The following is a 15,753-nucleotide window of genomic DNA, read 5'->3' as shown; positions in this document are numbered from 1 at the left end:
AATGGCTGACTTTGCCGGGGCGATGGCCGGGTATTTCAATGAGGACGACAAGATGACCTGTTCTCGCTCTTGTTGTTTCCCGAAGGGAGCACGTCGATGCCCGCCATCGATCCCATTCTCGAGCTGCCGTACGGTGTCACTCCGGACCCCGACGAATTCCTCCGCGCGGCGCTCCGCTGGCATTTCTCGCCGGAGACCGGTTCGCCGTTCTGGCTGGCGCACGCGGAGAAGCTCGATTTCGACCCCATAGCCGACGTGCGCGGGTTCGACGACCTCAAGCTGTTCCCCAACGTGGCGAACTCCCTGCGGGACGTCCGCGCGGAGGACCTGATCCCCCGCGGCTACGGCCCCCGCCCCAAGGTCGTCGGCGTCTTCGACAGTGGCGGCACGACCGGTGCGCCGAAGCGGATCGTCATGCTCCAGGAGTGGCTGGAGATGCTGATCGCGCACAGCAGCGCCCAGCTCGACGCCCACGGCGTGCCGCGCGACGTCAACTGGCTGCTGTCGATCCCGTCCGGCCCGCACATGGTCGGCGCCACCTTCCAGCAGCTGGTGGCGGCCCGTGGCGGCCTGTCGTTCACGATCGACGTGGACCCGCGCTGGGTGAAGAAGATCATCGCCCGGGGTGCCGAGACCGAGGCCGATCTCTACACCGACCACCTGGTCGATCAGCTCTCCCACGCGCTGGCCAGCCAGGACATCGGTGTCCTGATGCTGACGCCGCCGGTGCTGGAGCGGCTGAGCCGGCGCGACGACCTCGTCGAGCTGATCCGCAAGAAGGTCAAGGCGATCATGTGGGTCGGCACCCAGCTCGACCCCGACACCCGCCACCTGTACCGCACGGAGCTGTACCCGGGCATCCCGCTCTACAGCGGCTTCGGCAACACGATGACCCTCGGGCACGTCAGCGAGCGTCCCGGGCTGAGCGACGACGAGCCGTGCGTCTACGACCCGTTCTCGCCGTACATGACGTACAACGTCATCGACGTGGAGGCCCGCAGGCCGGTCGAGTTCGGCGAGCGCGGCCGGGTCGTCATGAACTACGTCGGCAAGAGCCTGTTCCTGCCGAACAACCTGGAGCGGGACTTCGCCACCCGTATCCGCCCGCTGGAGGGCCAGGTCGGTGACTCCGTCGCGGACATCTCCCCGGTGCGCGAGTTCGACGACGAGAAGGTCATCGAGGGGGTCTACTGATGACCGCCGAACCGGTCGCACTCGACGCGCTCGGCCCGAGCGGGCCCTATCGGTCCCGCAAGCGGCTCACCATCCCCGACGTGGCCGGTGCCGCCACCGCCGAACTCAGCCTCGTTCCCGCGCTGTTCGTCGGCCGCGCCATGGTCGCGCTGCGCAAGGCGCGCCCCCTGCCGCAGGAGGAGCGGCTCGCCGCCCTCTCCCGCGCGGGCCGCATCTTCCGCGAGCAGGAGGTCGGCGGGCTGTCGTACGAGGAGTACGAGCGGACCGTCTCACGGATCTGCGGTGTGCCGCTGCCGGCCGTGCGCTCGGCGGCCGACGAGATCGCCGACTCCGCCGAGCGGGTGCTGACCCCGTCGTACAACGCGCGCCCCACCGGCGCCGTCTCCGACTGGCGCGACCCGCTCACCCGCAACGGGCGCGCCGTGTGGACCCGGCGCGGCGAGGTCCTCGCGGTCAACGCGGCGGGCAACCACCCCGCGCCGCACGCGCTCTGGCTGGAGGCGCTCGCCCTCGGCTACCGGGTCGCCGTACGGCCTTCGCGGCGCGAGCCGTTCACCCCCCACCGTCTGGTGCTGGCGCTGCGGGCCGCGGGCTTCGGCGACGACCAGGTCGTCCTGCTGCCCACTGACCACTCGGTCGCGGACGAGGTCATGGCCGGTGCGGACCTGAGCATCAGCTACGGCGGCGACGACGTGGTCAGGAAGTACGCCGCCGATACGACGGTGCTCGCCCAGGGACCCGGGCGTTCCAAGATCCTCGTCACCGCGGACGCCGACTGGCGCGAGCACCTGGACACGATCGCCGACTCGGTCGGTCACCACGGCGGCGTCAAGTGCGTCAACACGACCGCCGTGTTCGTCGAGGGGGACCCCGCGCCGCTGGCCGAGGCGCTCGCCGAGCGGCTGGCAGCGCTGCCGTCGCTGCCGCCCGAGGACGAGAAGGCCGTGCTGCCCGTGCAGCCGGCCGAGACCGCGCGGAATCTCGAGCGCTACCTGCTCGCGCAGGCCGCCGGGACGACGGCGCACCTCGGCGGGGACGGCGTCGTCGACGAACTGCCCGACGGCAGCGCCGTGCTGCGGCCCGCCGTGCACGAGCTCGCCGGCACCGAAGGCGGCCGGCACCGCGTCGAACTGCCCTTCCCCTGCGTGTGGGTGGTGCCGTGGCGACCCGAGGACGGCATCGAGCCGCTGCGCGAGACGCTGGTGCTCGGCGTGATCACCGGCGACGAGGAAGGGCACGCGGACCTCATCGACGCACTAGTGGAGGACCCGACCATCTGCAACGTCCACCTGGGGGACCACCCGACCCACTGGATGGACCGCAGCGTGCCGCACGACGGCTATCTGGGCGAGTTCCTGATGCGCACCAAGACCGTCATCCGCGGCTGACGGGGTCCGCCGTCGCAGTCACCCCTGCCCAAGGAGGGCGCGCGGCCCGAGCGTGCGCCCCACGAGCGGGAGGCCCTGTCCATACCCCGGACAGGGCCTCCTCCTGCTCGTCGGCCTCAGCCGCGGCCCTGGCCGATCTGCCGTGCTGCTGCTACCACTCGCCGACGGCCGGCGGCCAGTTGACGCGGGATGTGAGGACGCAGCGGAAGGTGAGCTCACCATGCTGGACGCCGGTGACTTCGATCGCGCTGCTGCCGGGGAGCGCGCCCTGTACGTCGCGCGCCTCGATCCAGCAGGGCTCGTCGAACTCCACGTACTTCGTGGGCACGATGGAGGTCGACGTGGGCACGAAGCCGTCGGGCCCCGCGTGGGCGAAGGCCGCCTGGTGGGCGGCCTCGACGAGGACCAGACCCGGCACGTGGTCGACCGGGTGGTCCAGCAGGGCCAGGTGCCCGGTGTCGCCGCGCAGTTCCCACCGGCTGGGCCGGTCGGTGGGCGCGAGCGTCACCTCGTCCTCGGCGCGCCGGCCGACGATGGCCGGGGCGACGGGGGCGGGGGCGCCGTTCGGCCGGGCGGCCGCGTGCTCTCCGCGCAGCCGTCCGTACACGTTCGCAGGCACCCAGCTGAACGCGGCGCTGCAGGTCACGAAGATCGTGCCGTCGTGCGAGAACACGAAGTGCATGTCCAGGCTGCGACGTCCGGACGGTACGCACCGGACGTCGATGTCGACGGCGTCCATGGTCCGGTCCACCGTGGGGTAGTCCGGATCCGAGGAATACTGCAGCTTGTTCATGAGGTACTGGTCCGAGGTGGGGGTCTCGAACCCCGCGTGGGCCAGCAGCAGACCGGCCTGGCGGATTGTCTGCGCCACGAGCATTTCGTTGTGCCTGGCCCTGGGGGCCGGGGCGAAGAATCCGTGCGCCACCGTCCAGTCGGCGGAGAGGTGGAACCGGTCCTCGCCCAGTCGCGTCCACGAGGTGATCAGGATGTCGTCCTCGGCGACGCGGTGCACGAACTTCGGGGTGATCGTTCCGCTCGGCCGGCTGCCGAGCGTGGAGACCACCGCTGCCGTCGGCGTGGAGACCGCCCGACGGATCTTACGCGCGGGCCTTTTTCGGGCATGGATGGACAACTGAGACATAGAACCCCCCAGGCTCGTAGACCTTCTACGTGAGAACGGCCGTCCGTTCCCCTGCTAAGATACGGACTGCCCGGTTTGTTTTGTCAATCGATCCGCGGCAAACTCGAAAAGAACTTGAACGCGAACGGGGAGTGAGAGGAGGCCTGATGGCACGTCAGGAACGCGCGACCAGGACTCGCGCGGCGATCCTGGAGGCGGCCGCGTCCGTCTTCGCGGAGCGGGGCTACGAGGCCGCGACGATCGCGGACATCCTGGCCCGCGCCGATGTGACGAAGGGCGCGCTGTACTTCCACTTCTCGTCCAAGGAGGACCTGGCCAGAGGGGTCCTCGCCTACGCGGTCACCACCGAGGGCGTCCCCGAGCAGCCGTCCAAGCTGCAGGAAGTCGTGGACGTCAGCATGGTGCTGGCCCACCGGCTGCCCCGGGAGGCCATGCTGCGCGCGGCCTCCCGGCTCGCCGCGGACCAGAGCTCGCGGGAGCTCTTCGGCGCTCCGTACAGCGAGTGGACCGACCTGGTCGCGAGCCTGCTCAGTCAGGCCAAGGCGCAGGGCGAACTGCTCCCGCACGTGCTGCCGGACGAGACGGCCGCGATCCTGGTCGGCGCCTTCACCGGTCTGTCACTGACCTCGCAGGAGTCGGCCGACATCTCCTGCCTGGAGCACCAGGTGGGCCTGATGTACGACCACATGCTGCCCGCGATCGCCGTCCCGGGGATCCTCGGCAGGCTGGACACCAGGCCGGGCCGCGGCGCCCGGGTGACCGCCCAGGCCGCCGAAGACGACGGGCCGGACCAGGCGGACGACGTGGACGACATGGCCGAGGAACCGCTCGCGTCGGGGACACCCGCGACGACGGCGGCCGCGGGAGCGTAAGGCACATCCGCCGTATCCGGTTGTCCGGCGGGGCGCCCGCCCCGCCGGACAACCGGCACATCGATGCGCGATATCGATCACTTCGAAGGGGAGGGCGGTCGCATGACTGCTTCGGGTGCAAGGACAGCGCTGGTCACAGGGGCGAGCAGGGGAATCGGCCGCGGCATAGCGCAGCGGCTGGCGGGGGACGGCTTCCTCGTCGCGGTCCACTACGGGAGCAACGAGGCCGCCGCGAAGGAGACGGTCGCCTCGATCGAGGCGGAGGGCGGACGCGCCTTCGCCGTACGCGCGGATCTCGGCGCCCGCGGCGGCGTGGCCGCGCTCTACCGCGGCTTCGGCGAGGGCCTGGCCGCGCAGGACGCCGAACCGGGCCTGGACGTGCTGGTCAACAACGCCGCACTCGGGCCGACGGCCCGCATCGAGGAGGTGTCCGAGGCCGACTTCGACCAGCTGCTCGCGGTCAACGTCAAGGCGCCGTTCTTCCTGGTCCAGCAGGGGCTCGGACTGCTGCGCGACGGCGGGCGGGTGGTCAACATCTCCTCGGGCGTGACCCGGATCGCGTTTCCGGAGGCCATCGCCTACTCGATGACCAAGGGTGCCGTGGACACCTTCACGCTGGCCCTGGCCAAGGAGCTGGCCGGACGGGGGATCACGGTGAACACCGTGGCCCCCGGCTTCGTCGAGACGGACATGAACGCGCCGCTGCGCTCGACCCCGGAGGGCGCGGCCTTCCTGGAGAGCTTCTCGGTCTTCGGCCGGATCGGGCAGCCGGCCGACATCGCGGACGTGGTGGGCTTCCTGGCGTCCCCGGAGTCCCGCTGGGTCACCGGGCAGTACATCGACGCGTCGGGCGGCTCACGGCTCTGACAGGGGGTCGCGGGCGGGGCCCAGGGCCCGTGCCCGGAGCCGGTGTTCAGGGTCGTACGGGCGGTGGCGGGCTGCCGGCTGTACGGGCGGTGGCGGCCCGGCTGCCGGTCGCGGGTCTCAGGGCTCCGTGACCGTGTGCCCCAGCGGGCAGAGCACGCCCCGCCCCCGGGAGCCCTCCGCCACCAGCAGCGCCAGGTGCCCCGCGGCGGCCACCTCCGGCAGCACGAGCTCCCAGATACGGCTGAGCCAGGCGCGGGGCGGCTCCGGCAGATCGTCGGGCTCCCGCTGCGGTACGAGTTCGGCCAGGACTCCGCGGTCGCGCACGGTCGTCTCCAGACCTGACATCAGGTACGCCACAAGGACGGCGACCGTGTGGACGTTCGTACCGGCGAGCAGGGACCCGTCGGCCCGGGCGTGATGCAGCAGACGGCGTACGGGCTCCGCCCACGCCACGTTCCAGTGGCGCGGGAGGTCGGCGGTCGCGGCGCGCTCCCGGCCCAGCCGGGCGCCGGCCCGGGCGACCGGGTCGGTCTCCAGCAGGACCGCGAGCTCGTGCGTGATGTCGATCACGGACTGCAGGGCCGGGCCGGAGCGGCGGCGCACGCTGTCGACGACGGCCCGGGCAGCGAGGTGGGCCGACTCCTGGACGGCGTCGGCGAGTTCGTCCTTGGAGGAGAAGTGGAACGACAGCGCGCCCTTGGACACACCGGCGGCGTCGCTGATGCGGGTGAGGGAGGAGCGCTCGTAGCCGACGTCGTCGAAGGTCAGGGCCGCCGCGCGGATCAAGGACCGCCGGGTCTGTTCCGCCCGCTCCTGCTTGGCCACCGCCGCCACCCCTTCCTCGCGATCCGGCAATACGGGACATCTCCCGTCTCAGAAACCTACCATGCGGTTTCTTTACTGTCCCTTGGTGGGTGCGGTCCGACTGGATTTCGCTCTCATTGGCAGCTGAAACTACCCCGAATCGGGAGGTGGGAGCCCTGAAGCAGGCCAGACATTGTCACCTCCGCAGTGGTGCGGATCGGAAAGAAACCGTTTAGTCGGTTGTTTGTTTCATCCCCGGTCGTGGGTGGCCGGGGAATACCGGACAGAAGGGGGAGGATCGATCGTGCGTGCGATCCAGTTCAGTCGATTCGGCGGTCCCGAGGTGCTGGAGACCGTCGAAGTGCCCGATCCCGTACCGGGACCGGGCGAGGTGTTGATCACCGTGGAGGCGGCCGGTGTGAACTACGCGGACACCCTGGTGGTCGACGGCTCCTACGCCGTAGCGGAATCGCTGCCCTTGATCCCGGGCAGCGAGGTCGTCGGCCGCACCGAGGACGGCCGCCGGGTACTCGCCCGGGTGGCGAACGGCTACGCCGAGCTGGCCGTCGCCAAGGAGTCCGCCGTCGTCGGGATACCGGACGAGCTCGACGCGGGCCAGGCGCTCGCCCTGCTCATGCAGGGCCTGACCGCCTGGCACCTGCTGAAGTCGGCGGCCCGCCTCCAGACCGGGGAAACCGTGGTCGTGCACGCGGCGGGCGGGGGCGTGGGCAGCCTCGCCGTACAGCTCGCCGGGGTGTTCGGCGCGGGACGGGTCCTCGCCCAGGCCTCCACCCCGAAGAAGCGCGAACTGGCGCTGAAGCTGGGGGCGGACGAGGTGGCGGAGTACCCGCTGGCGGACCGTGCCGACGTGATCCTGGACGCGACGGGCGGGGAGTTGTTCGCACAGGCGCTGTCGTCGCTCGCGGATTTCGGCCGCCTCGTGACCTACGGCGACGCGACCGGGGCGGGCCTGCCGCCCGTGGACCCGGCGCGCCTGTCCCGCCTGAACGCGGCGGTGGTCGGCTTCTGGCTCCGCCCGACGCTGGCCCGCCCCGGGGCGGTGTCGGGCCCGTTGCGGGAGATGCTGCGTCTGGTGTCGGAGGGCCGCCTGACGCCGGTGACGTCACCGGCGTACGCGCTGCGGGAGGCGCCGGCGGCCCACGAGGCGCTGCGGGGGCGCCGAACGACGGGCAAGACGCTGCTGATTCCGTGACGGGGCCGCATTTCCCGCCCGGCCGGGGCACCTCCCACGGCCGCCAGGCCGTAGGGGGAGTCCGAGGACATGCCCGCAGGGCGTGCCGGACACCGGGGAGTGACGGGTCCGAAGCCCCGGCCGGGCCCGGGGCTCTGCCCCGGGCCGTGCCTTTGTCGCCGGCGGGCTGGAAGTGGCCGCCGGCGAAGGCCCCGGCCCGCGGCCCGGCCCGCAGTCGGCCCCGCCCCTTGCTACTTCGCGTCCGCGTACCGCCGCACCACCGCCACCGTGAAAGGGAACCGCACCGGGGTCTCGCCGAAGGCGATGCGGCCCGCCAGCGTGCCCGCCTCACGGATCGCCCGCGTCACCTGCTCCGCCTCCTCCGCCGGGCAGTGGACGATCACTTCGTCGTGCTGGAAGAACACCAGCTCCGCCCGCATCCCCGACATCGCCCGCCGCAGCGCGGCCAGCATCAGCAGCGCCCAGTCCGCGGCACTGCCCTGCACCACGAAGTTCCTGGTGAAGCGGCCCCTCGCGCGGGCGTCCGAGGTCGCGGAGCGGGCGCGGTCCCCGTCCTCCTCCTGGGGGATGCCCGCCTCCTCGTCCCCGCCCTCCTCCGCCCGCGGACTCGTGCGCCCGAGCCAGGTCCGTACGAGGCGGCCCTCCTCGCCCGCCTTCGCCGCGTCGTCCACGTACGCCACGGCCTTGGGGAACCGGCGCCGCAGGGCCGCCAGGTTCTTCAGGCCGTCGCCCGACGTCTGTCCGTAGATCGCGCCGAGCAGCGCCAGCTTCGCGTGCGCGCGGTCGCCGGAGAACGCGCGGTCGGACAGCGCCGTGTACAGGTCGCCGTCGTGACCGGCGACCTCCATCAGCCCCCGGTCACGGGAGATCGCGGCCAGCACTCGCGGCTCCATCTGGTCCGCGTCGGCCACCACCAGCCGCCAGCCCTCGTCCGCGACCACCGCGCGCCGGATCACCTTGGGGATCTGCAGCGCCCCGCCGCCGTTGGTCGTCCACCGTCCGGACACGGTGCCGCCCGGCTGGTACTCGGGCCGGAAACGCCCGTCGCGCACCCAGTCCTGCAGCCAACTCCAGCCGTGCGCGGTCCAGATGCGGTACAGCTTCTTGTAGTGGATCAACGGCTCGACCGCCGGGTGGTCGATGCCCTCCAGCTCCCAGCGCCGGGTCGATGCCACCCTGATCCCCGCCCCGGCGAACGCCTTCACCACGTCCGCGGGCAGATCCGGCCGCACCCGACGCCCAAACGCCGCCGACACCTCGTCCGCCAGTTCCGCGAGGCGGCGCGGCTCGCCACCGCCGGCGTACCGCTCGCCGAGCAGCTCGTGCAGCACCTGGCGGTGCACGTCCGCCCGCCACGGCAGCCCCGCCCGGTGCATCTCGGCGGCCACCAGCATCCCGGCGGACTCCGCGGCGGTCAGCAGTCGCATCCGCCCGGGGTGCTCGGCGGCGTCGTGCCGTCGCCGCTGGTCGGCGTAGACCTCCAGCAGCGCCTCCAGCGGAAGGGGGACAGGCTGCGGCTCGAACAGCGAGGACTGCGCGCCCGGCACCGCCGCACGCGCCGGCGGATCGGGCGGTACGGGCGCGTCCCGCAGCCGAGCCCAGGCGGCCGCGGCCGAGCGCGGCTCGCCCAGCCGTCCCTCGTGGCCGAGCAGCAGCAGCTCCGCGACCTCGATGTCGTAGCACCGGTCGACCCTGACGCCCGCCGCGAGCAGGCGCGGGTGGATCCCGGCCGTGGACCGCCACACCCACCGGTCCACGCCGGGGCGGGAGCGGACCGCCTCGACGAGATCGGGCTCGGTGCGGACGGGCCCCGAGGGCAGGCCGTCGGCACCGAGGGGGACGAGCCGCGCCGCCCCGTCCCCGTCCGCCGCCACAGCCCACCGTTCGCCCATGGGTTCGAGTGTGGCAGCAGGGTCGGACAGCGCGACGTCACGCAGCCACCGCGTGGGAGAGCGCCGACGTCTCGTCCCGCGAGGTGGGCCCAGCCCTGATCGGGAGGGCGCCTGGGCCCGGCATCAGTCGACGAGGGCACGGACGACGCGCGCCGGACTGCCGACCGCGAGCACCCCGGCGGGCAGGTCCCTGGTGACGACGGACCCCGCGCCGACCACGGTGTTCGCGCCGATGGTCACCCCGGGGCAGACGATCACCCCGCCGCCCAGCCACACGTTGTCGCCGATGCTCACCGGGTCCGCCCGCTCCCAGCCGGCCCGGCGGCGTGCGGTGTCCAGCGCATGCGTGGGCGTCAGGAGCTGGACGTTCGGCCCGATCTGCACATCGGCGCCGATCGTGATGGGAGCGGCGTCCAGGAAGACCGCGTTGAAGTTGACGAACGTACGGTCCCCGATGCGGATGTTGAAGCCGTAGTCGCACTGGAACGGGAGACGGATGCGCACGTCCCGGCCCAGGCCGCCGAGCAGTTCGGCGAGGATCGGCTCGCGGTCGGCGGCCGCCGCGCCGCCGCCCGCGTTGTAGGCGGCGCAGAGCACGAAGCGCCGCTCGGTGTCCTCGGCCAGTTGGGGATCATCAGGCAGGTACCAGTCGCCCGCCAGCATCCGGTCCTTGTTCTCGCCCATGCTCGGGTCCGCCCCTCACGTCCGGTCCGCGCCTCCGTACGATGATCCCCACTACGCGGCGGGTCATGGCCGCGAGCACATACACAGGGTGGGGATCCTTCGGTGCGAGAAGTGATGCGGGGGCGGGTGCACGCCGCGGCCGTCACGGCGGCGACGGCCGTGCTGGCGCTGGGCGGGCTGACCGGCTGTTCGTCGGAGCCGGAGCCGGCGGCGGCCGCGGGCGACGCGGGCGACGCGGGCGGGAGGCCCAGGGGGGAGGCCGAGGCGACGCCCGGCTCCGAGCGGGGCGGCACCGCGAACTCCGTGCGCAAGGGCGCCACGATCGGCGCCCCCGATTCGCCGTGCCCGATGCCCGTCACCTTCGACGTCGCCGCCGACTGGAAGCCCGAAGCGGTCGAGAGCGCCGCCGACGAGGAGTTCGGCGCCCTTCTGCGGCAGGGGCCGGTCACCCTCGTGTGCGAGATCGACGCCAAGCCCGCCGGGAACATCGGCTTCATACGCGTCTGGACGGGCGGCACGGCAGGCGACGACGCCCGCGAGGCGCTGCGGGCGTTCGTCGCCGACGCGGCGAAGAAGCGCGAGAAGGAGTCGTACACCGACACGAAGGCGGGCGGCCTGGCGGCTGTCGAGGTCACGTATGTCAACACCGACGAGATCCTGGACGAGCCGAAGAAGGAGCGTGCCTTCGCCGTGACGACGCCGAAGGGCGTGGTGATCGTGGACCTCGGCGGTCTCGACACGGCGGAGCACGAGGAGATGCTGCCCGCGTACGAGTTGGCCAGGAATTCCGTACGCGTCGGCTGAGGGCCGGCACGGGCTTGCGGGGGCCCGCCACGGGCGCGGCGCGCGCCGCCGGGCCACCCACGAGGACCGGCCCCGCCACCGGGCCACCCACGAGGACCGGCCCCGCCACCGGGCCACCCACGAGGACCGGCCCCGCCGCCGGGGTCCGGCCCCTCCGCCAGGGGCGCGTCGGCTGGGGCCCTTACTCCCCGCCGGGGGCACCCGCGCCCTGGCGGAAGGCGTTGTCCGGGGCCGGCACTCCGCCGTGGGGTCCGTCACCGGCAGGGGCGCGTCGGCTGGGGCCCGTACTACTGCGCCGGGAGCCTGGCCGGGACGCATCGGCTCGGGCCGAACCCCGCTGGGGGCGCGGCGGCCGGACCTGTCGGTGTCATGCCCTCAAGGGCTTCCGGGCGGGAGGCCGTCGATCACGCCCACAAGGGACGTCCGCGGGGGAGGCCGGCACTGCCCCGTGACACCATCTGGTGTGTGAGTACGGTCGAGAAGGCGCTGGCAGCAGCGCTGTACGCGGACGGCGACGAGGTGCTGGACACCGCCGCATCCCTCCTCGCGGCCGACCCGTCCGCCGACGCGGAGCTGCGCGGGCGCGGTGAGGAGCAGCTGCGTCGCGCCTGGGAACGCGGCTGGCAGCCCGCCGATGTCGTACGCCTGGTCCGGCGTGATCTCGACGACGCCCATGAGCGCCTGGCCGCCGAGCTGATCACCGGCGAGTCGCGGGGCTACGGCGACCGGATGGCACCGCGCTGGCGGGCCCAGCTCGCCGACCTGGCGGACCACGAGCCGTACCGAGCCGACCGGTTCACCTACGCGACCGCCGTCCTTCAGCTGTACCGCCTGCTCGCCCGCCTCCCGCGCGTCGAGCCGGTCGCGCCGCCGCCCGGCACGCCCGTCACGGCGGCCGCCTCCCCGCACGAGCCGCGCATGCTCACGCGTATCCGCGCGCTGCTGGCCAAGGCGGAGGCGACGGGATATCCGGAGGAAGCCGAGGCGCTGTCCGCGAAGGCGCAGGAGTTGATGGCCCGTCACAGCATCGACGAGGCCGTCCTCGCCCACGGCGCCCGGAGCAAGGACGCGCCGTCCGCCTGCCGTATCGGCGTGGACGCCCCGTACGAGACGGCCAAGGCGGTCCTGCTCGACGCGGTCGCCTCCGCGAACCACTGCCGCGCGGTCTGGAACGGTCCCTTCGCCTTCTCCACCGTCGTCGGCTTCGAGGGCGATCTCGAATCGGTCGAACTGCTCTACACCTCGCTCCTCGTCCAGGGCACCGCGGCCATGACCACGGCGGAGTCCGCGCAGCGGGCGGGCGGGCGCAGGCGTACGAAGACGTTCCGCCAGTCGTTCTGGACGGCCTACGCGTCCCGGCTGGGCGAGCACCTCGCGGCGGTGGCGGAGGAACAGGTCAGCGCCGACCTGCTCCCGGTACTGGCCACCCGCGACGTCGCGGTCGCGGAGCAGGCGGACCGGATGTTCCCCCGAACGACCACGACACGCGTCCGCGGGGCGAGTGACCTCGACGGCTGGCGCGACGGCATGTCGGCGGCGGACCGGGCGCGACGCGGGCCGCGGTCCCGCCGCCCGCTCCCTTAGACATCCCCGAGTAGACATCCCCGAGTAGACGTCCCCGAGACGTCCCGAGACGTCCTGCTCAGACGTCGGTGCGGATGATCACGGCCAGCGTGCGCGGGCCGTGGACGCCCTCCACGCGCTCCAGCTCGATGTCGGAGGTGGCCGACGGGCCGCTGACCAGTGTGGTGGGCCGCCCCGGCACGAGCCGGGCGACGGCCTCGGGGACGCCCGCCTCCACCGTGGAGAGGTCGACCACGCACACATGGAGGTCCGGTACCAGGGACAGCGCCCGGCGGCCCTGGTCGGCCGAGCCGTCGAGGAAGATCGTGCCGGTCTCGGCGCAGGCCACGGCGGACGCGGTGACCACGCCGTCCAGCGCGTCCAGTTCCCGCGCGGGCACGTCCGGTGAATCGACGCGCACCTCGCCGTCGTGGCCGGCCAGCCAGCCGCGGTCGAGCCCTGCGGGGACTCCGACCAGGCGGGCGCTCCGCTCGCGCAGGACACGGGCGACGACCTCGGCGGTGCGGCCGGCGGTGCAGGGATGGACCTGCGCCCGGTAGTCGACGAGCCGGTCGACGAAGAGGGCCAGGCGCTCCTCGTCGGGCAGGACGCGGCCGGTGCGGTAGGCACGGGGCACCGTCACCTCGGCCCGGGGCGCGAGCGCGAGGGCGTCGCGGACCCGGCCGAGCACGATGTCACGCGCCGACGCCGGTCCGTCCGCGGACGCGCTCACCGCTGCTCCTCGTGCTCGCCGGGGCCGTTGCCTCGATCAGGCCCGTCGCGGTCCGGCGCGTCGGCGTCGGGGTCCGCTCCGTCGCGGTCCGCCCCGCCGGGGTCCGCTCCGTCGCGGTCCGCTCCGTCGCGGTCCGCCCCGCCGCCAGCCGGCCGCGGGGGCGTGTGGCGCGCCGGGCCGGCACCGGCGTCAGGGTCGTCGGCCGCCCGCGCACGCTCACCCTCGCGGGCGGCCTCCCGCATCGCCTCGGCTCCCGCCCCGGACGCGAGCCAGGCGCGGAACGTCTGCCGCGGCGGCGCGGGCGTGTCCCTGCTGTCGCTCCAGCCGCGCAGCGGCGGCGGCAGATGCGCGATCGTGCCGTCCCGCCCTGCGGCCACCCGGCCCACCGACGCGGCCGCCCGCTGCGCCGCGGTGTAGAGCCTCGGCCGCTGCATCACGGCCGCGGCCGCTTTCATCGCCAGCTGCTCCGCACCGCGCCCGGACCGCTCGGTCTGCTGGTGGCGCAGCTCCACCAGCAGCGCCGGGATGTCGATCTTCACGGGGCAGGCGTCGAAACAGGCGCCGCAGAGGGTGGAGGCGTACGGCAGCGAGGCGTTCGGGTCGTTGCCGACGGCGTGCATCCCCGCCAGTTGCGGCGTGAGCACGGCTCCGATCGGGCCCGGATACGTCGATCCGTACGCATGGCCGCCGACGCGCTCGTACACCGGGCAGACGTTCAGGCAGGCCGAGCAGCGGATGCAGTTGAGCGCCTCGCGGCCGATCCGGTCGGCGAGCGCGGCGGTGCGGCCGTTGTCGAGGAGGACGAGGTGGACGTCCTGAGGACCGTCGCCTTCGGTCACCCCCGTCCACAGCGAGGTGTACGGGTTCATCCGCTCACCGGTCGAGGAGCGGGGCAGCAACTGGAGGAAGACCTCCAGGTCCTGATGCCGCGGCAGGATCTTCTCGATGCCCATGACGGTGATCAGCGTCTCGGGCAGGGTCAGGCACATCCGGCCGTTGCCCTCGGACTCGACGACGCACAGCGTCCCCGTCTCGGCGATGCCGAAGTTGGCGCCGGAGACGGCGACCTTGGTGGTCATGAACTTGTGCCGCAGGTACGCGCGCGCGGCGGCGGCCAGATGCTCGGGTACGGAGTCCAGTTCCGCATCGACGCCCGGGATCTCCCGGAGGAAGATGTCGCGGATCTCGTCGCGGTTGCGGTGGATCGCGGGGACCAGGATGTGCGAGGGCCGGTCGTGACCGAGCTGCACGATCAGTTCGGCGAGGTCCGTCTCCCAGGCCGTGATGCCCTCGCCCGCCAGGTGCTCGTTGAGCCCGATCTCCTGGGTGGCCATGGACTTGACCTTGATGACCTCGTCGCTGCCGGCCGCCTTGACCAGTCGGGTGACGATCGCGTTGGCCTCGTCGCCGTCGCGCGCCCAGTGCACGGTGCCGCCGCGTTCGGTGACCTTTCGCTCCAGTTCCTCCAGCAGCTCCGGCAGCCGGTTCATGGTGTCGGTCTTGATCGCGGATCCGGCGTCCCGCAGCCGCTCCCAGTCCGGGAGTTCACCGGTTGCCGACAGCCGCTTGGCGCGGATGGTGCGGGTGGCCTTGCCCAGGTTGCGGCGCAGCTGCCCGTTGCGCAGCTCCCCCTCGGCGGCCTCGGGGAACGGGACGTCGCCGCGCAGGTTCCCGCTGCCGTACGGCGCGCGCGGCGGCCTCGCGGGCATGCCGAGGAAGGTGCTGCTGCTCATCGGGCGGCCTCCGCCAGGGCGTAAGCGTACGGCGAGGTGCGGGTGGCGGCGAGGATCTGGGCGAGGTGCAGGGTGCGGGTGCCGGCGCGGATGCGGGAGAGACCGCCGCCGATGTGCATCAGGCAGGAGGAGTCGCCGGCGGTGCAGACATCCGCGCCGGTCGCGAGGACGTGGCGCATCTTGTCCTGGAGCATCGCGGCCGACGTCCCGGCGTTCTTCAGGGCGAAGGTGCCACCGAAGCCGCAGCACGCGTCGGCGTCCGGCAGCTCCACCAGGTCGATGCCGTCCACGGCGCGCAGCAGCCGCAGCGGCTTGTCGCCGACCCGTAGCAGCCGCAGCGAGTGGCAGGTGGGGTGGTACGTGACGCGGTGCGGGAAGTGGGCCCCGACGTCCGTGACGCCGAGCACGTCGACGAGCAGTTCCGAGAGTTCGTACGTCTTCGCCTTCACCCCGGCGACCGCCGCGGTGAGCGCCCGGTCGCCGTACCGCTGGGCGACGAGCTCGTGCTGGTGGCGCACCGAACCGGCGCACGAACCGGAGGGCATGACGACCGCTTCGATGGAGGAGTCGCCGAACCGGTCGGCGAAGTTCCGTACGAGCGGGAGCGGTTCGCGCTGGTAACCGGTGTTGGTGTGCATCTGGCCGCAGCACGTCTGCTCAGGCGGGAATACCACTTCGTGGCCGAGGCGGGCGAGCAGGAGGGCGGTCGCTTTCACCGCGTCGGGGAAGAGGGTGTCTCCCAGGCAGGTGGCGAAGAGTCCGATGCGCATGGAGCGAGCCTCCCGTGGCATGTATGGTCCGACCATACTAACGCCGGGCCGCCCGCGGGGAAGCGGTCGACGTGGCTTGCTCCCCGGCCGGCAAC

At 72.9% G+C, this 15,753-nt stretch carries 14 protein-coding genes; 7 read left to right on the top strand and 7 right to left on the bottom strand.

Translation table 11 applies throughout. From position 1 onward, the window contains the following. The first annotated feature begins 96 nt into the window (after positions 1-96). A complete protein-coding gene (locus J7E88_RS28145) occupies positions 97-1,194 on the top strand; it encodes a phenazine antibiotic biosynthesis protein (RefSeq protein ID WP_215185980.1) in 1,098 nt (365 codons plus the stop codon). Next, positions 1,194-2,582, top strand: a complete 1,389-nt coding sequence (locus J7E88_RS28140) for an aldehyde dehydrogenase family protein (RefSeq protein ID WP_215185978.1) — start codon at positions 1,194-1,196, stop codon at positions 2,580-2,582. Before J7E88_RS28145 ends, J7E88_RS28140 begins: the two co-directional genes overlap by 1 nt. A gap of 151 nt (positions 2,583-2,733) precedes the next feature. On the opposite strand, the gene J7E88_RS28135 is transcribed toward J7E88_RS28140, so the two are convergent. Continuing rightward, on the bottom strand, positions 2,734-3,723 hold the full coding sequence (locus tag J7E88_RS28135) for a ScbA/BarX family gamma-butyrolactone biosynthesis protein (RefSeq protein WP_215185976.1): 990 nt from the start codon (positions 3,721-3,723) through the stop codon (positions 2,734-2,736). Between the two features lie 146 nt (positions 3,724-3,869). Between J7E88_RS28135 and J7E88_RS28130 the strand changes: the two genes are divergently transcribed. Both J7E88_RS28130 and J7E88_RS28125 read left to right on the top strand, forming a co-directional pair. Next, positions 3,870-4,595 carry a ScbR family autoregulator-binding transcription factor gene (locus tag J7E88_RS28130; protein WP_215185974.1) on the top strand — a complete coding sequence of 242 codons (726 nt, stop codon included), beginning with the start codon at positions 3,870-3,872 and terminating at the stop codon, positions 4,593-4,595. Between the two features lie 102 nt (positions 4,596-4,697). Then, entirely contained in the window at positions 4,698-5,462 is a 765-nt protein-coding gene (locus J7E88_RS28125; protein ID WP_215185972.1) for an SDR family oxidoreductase, read from the top strand. Positions 5,463-5,579: 117 nt separating this feature from the next. Here the strand turns inward: J7E88_RS28125 and J7E88_RS28120 are convergent, their stop codons facing one another. Next, complete coding sequence (locus tag J7E88_RS28120) at positions 5,580-6,287, bottom strand: ScbR family autoregulator-binding transcription factor (protein ID WP_215185970.1); 708 nt, start codon at positions 6,285-6,287, stop codon at positions 5,580-5,582. A gap of 283 nt (positions 6,288-6,570) precedes the next feature. Here J7E88_RS28120 and J7E88_RS28115 point away from each other — a divergent pair, with 283 nt between their 5' ends. Next, on the top strand, positions 6,571-7,479 hold the full coding sequence (locus J7E88_RS28115) for a zinc-binding dehydrogenase (RefSeq protein WP_215185968.1): 909 nt from the start codon (positions 6,571-6,573) through the stop codon (positions 7,477-7,479). A 230-nt stretch (positions 7,480-7,709) separates the two neighbouring features. Here J7E88_RS28115 and J7E88_RS28110 read toward each other — a convergent pair whose 3' ends face one another. Then, the gene (locus J7E88_RS28110; protein WP_215185966.1) at positions 7,710-9,371 is read right to left on the bottom strand and encodes a bifunctional 3'-5' exonuclease/DNA polymerase; all 1,662 of its coding nucleotides are present in this window, start codon (positions 9,369-9,371) and stop codon (positions 7,710-7,712) included. A 123-nt stretch (positions 9,372-9,494) separates the two neighbouring features. Next, positions 9,495-10,055 (bottom strand): sugar O-acetyltransferase, encoded by a 561-nt coding sequence (locus tag J7E88_RS28105; RefSeq protein WP_215185965.1) that lies wholly within the window; start codon positions 10,053-10,055, stop codon positions 9,495-9,497. 102 nt (positions 10,056-10,157) lie between these two features. Between J7E88_RS28105 and J7E88_RS28100 the strand changes: the two genes are divergently transcribed. Then, positions 10,158-10,859 carry a lipoprotein gene (locus J7E88_RS28100; RefSeq protein ID WP_308307636.1) on the top strand — a complete coding sequence of 234 codons (702 nt, stop codon included), beginning with the start codon at positions 10,158-10,160 and terminating at the stop codon, positions 10,857-10,859. Between the two features lie 465 nt (positions 10,860-11,324). After that, positions 11,325-12,443 carry a DUF2786 domain-containing protein gene (locus J7E88_RS28095; protein ID WP_308307635.1) on the top strand — a complete coding sequence of 373 codons (1,119 nt, stop codon included), beginning with the start codon at positions 11,325-11,327 and terminating at the stop codon, positions 12,441-12,443. A 58-nt stretch (positions 12,444-12,501) separates the two neighbouring features. On the opposite strand, the gene J7E88_RS28090 is transcribed toward J7E88_RS28095, so the two are convergent. Genes J7E88_RS28090 through J7E88_RS28080 form a run of 3 tightly spaced genes read right to left on the bottom strand, consistent with a single transcriptional unit; the run spans position 12,502 to position 15,658 of the window. Continuing rightward, positions 12,502-13,155 carry an LUD domain-containing protein gene (locus tag J7E88_RS28090; protein WP_215185961.1) on the bottom strand — a complete coding sequence of 218 codons (654 nt, stop codon included), beginning with the start codon at positions 13,153-13,155 and terminating at the stop codon, positions 12,502-12,504. Next, positions 13,152-14,888: a LutB/LldF family L-lactate oxidation iron-sulfur protein gene (locus J7E88_RS28085; RefSeq protein ID WP_251023315.1), complete on the bottom strand. Its 1,737-nt coding sequence runs from the start codon at positions 14,886-14,888 to the stop codon at positions 13,152-13,154. Before J7E88_RS28085 ends, J7E88_RS28090 begins: the two co-directional genes overlap by 4 nt. After that, entirely contained in the window at positions 14,885-15,658 is a 774-nt protein-coding gene (locus J7E88_RS28080) for a (Fe-S)-binding protein (protein ID WP_215185959.1), read from the bottom strand. Before J7E88_RS28080 ends, J7E88_RS28085 begins: the two co-directional genes overlap by 4 nt. Positions 15,659-15,753: the final 95 nt, after the last annotated feature.

The sequence above is a fragment of the Streptomyces sp. ISL-10 genome (assembly GCF_018614575.1).
GTDB lineage: Bacteria > Actinomycetota > Actinomycetes > Streptomycetales > Streptomycetaceae > Streptomyces.
This window is presented reverse-complemented; position numbering and strand designations above follow the sequence as displayed.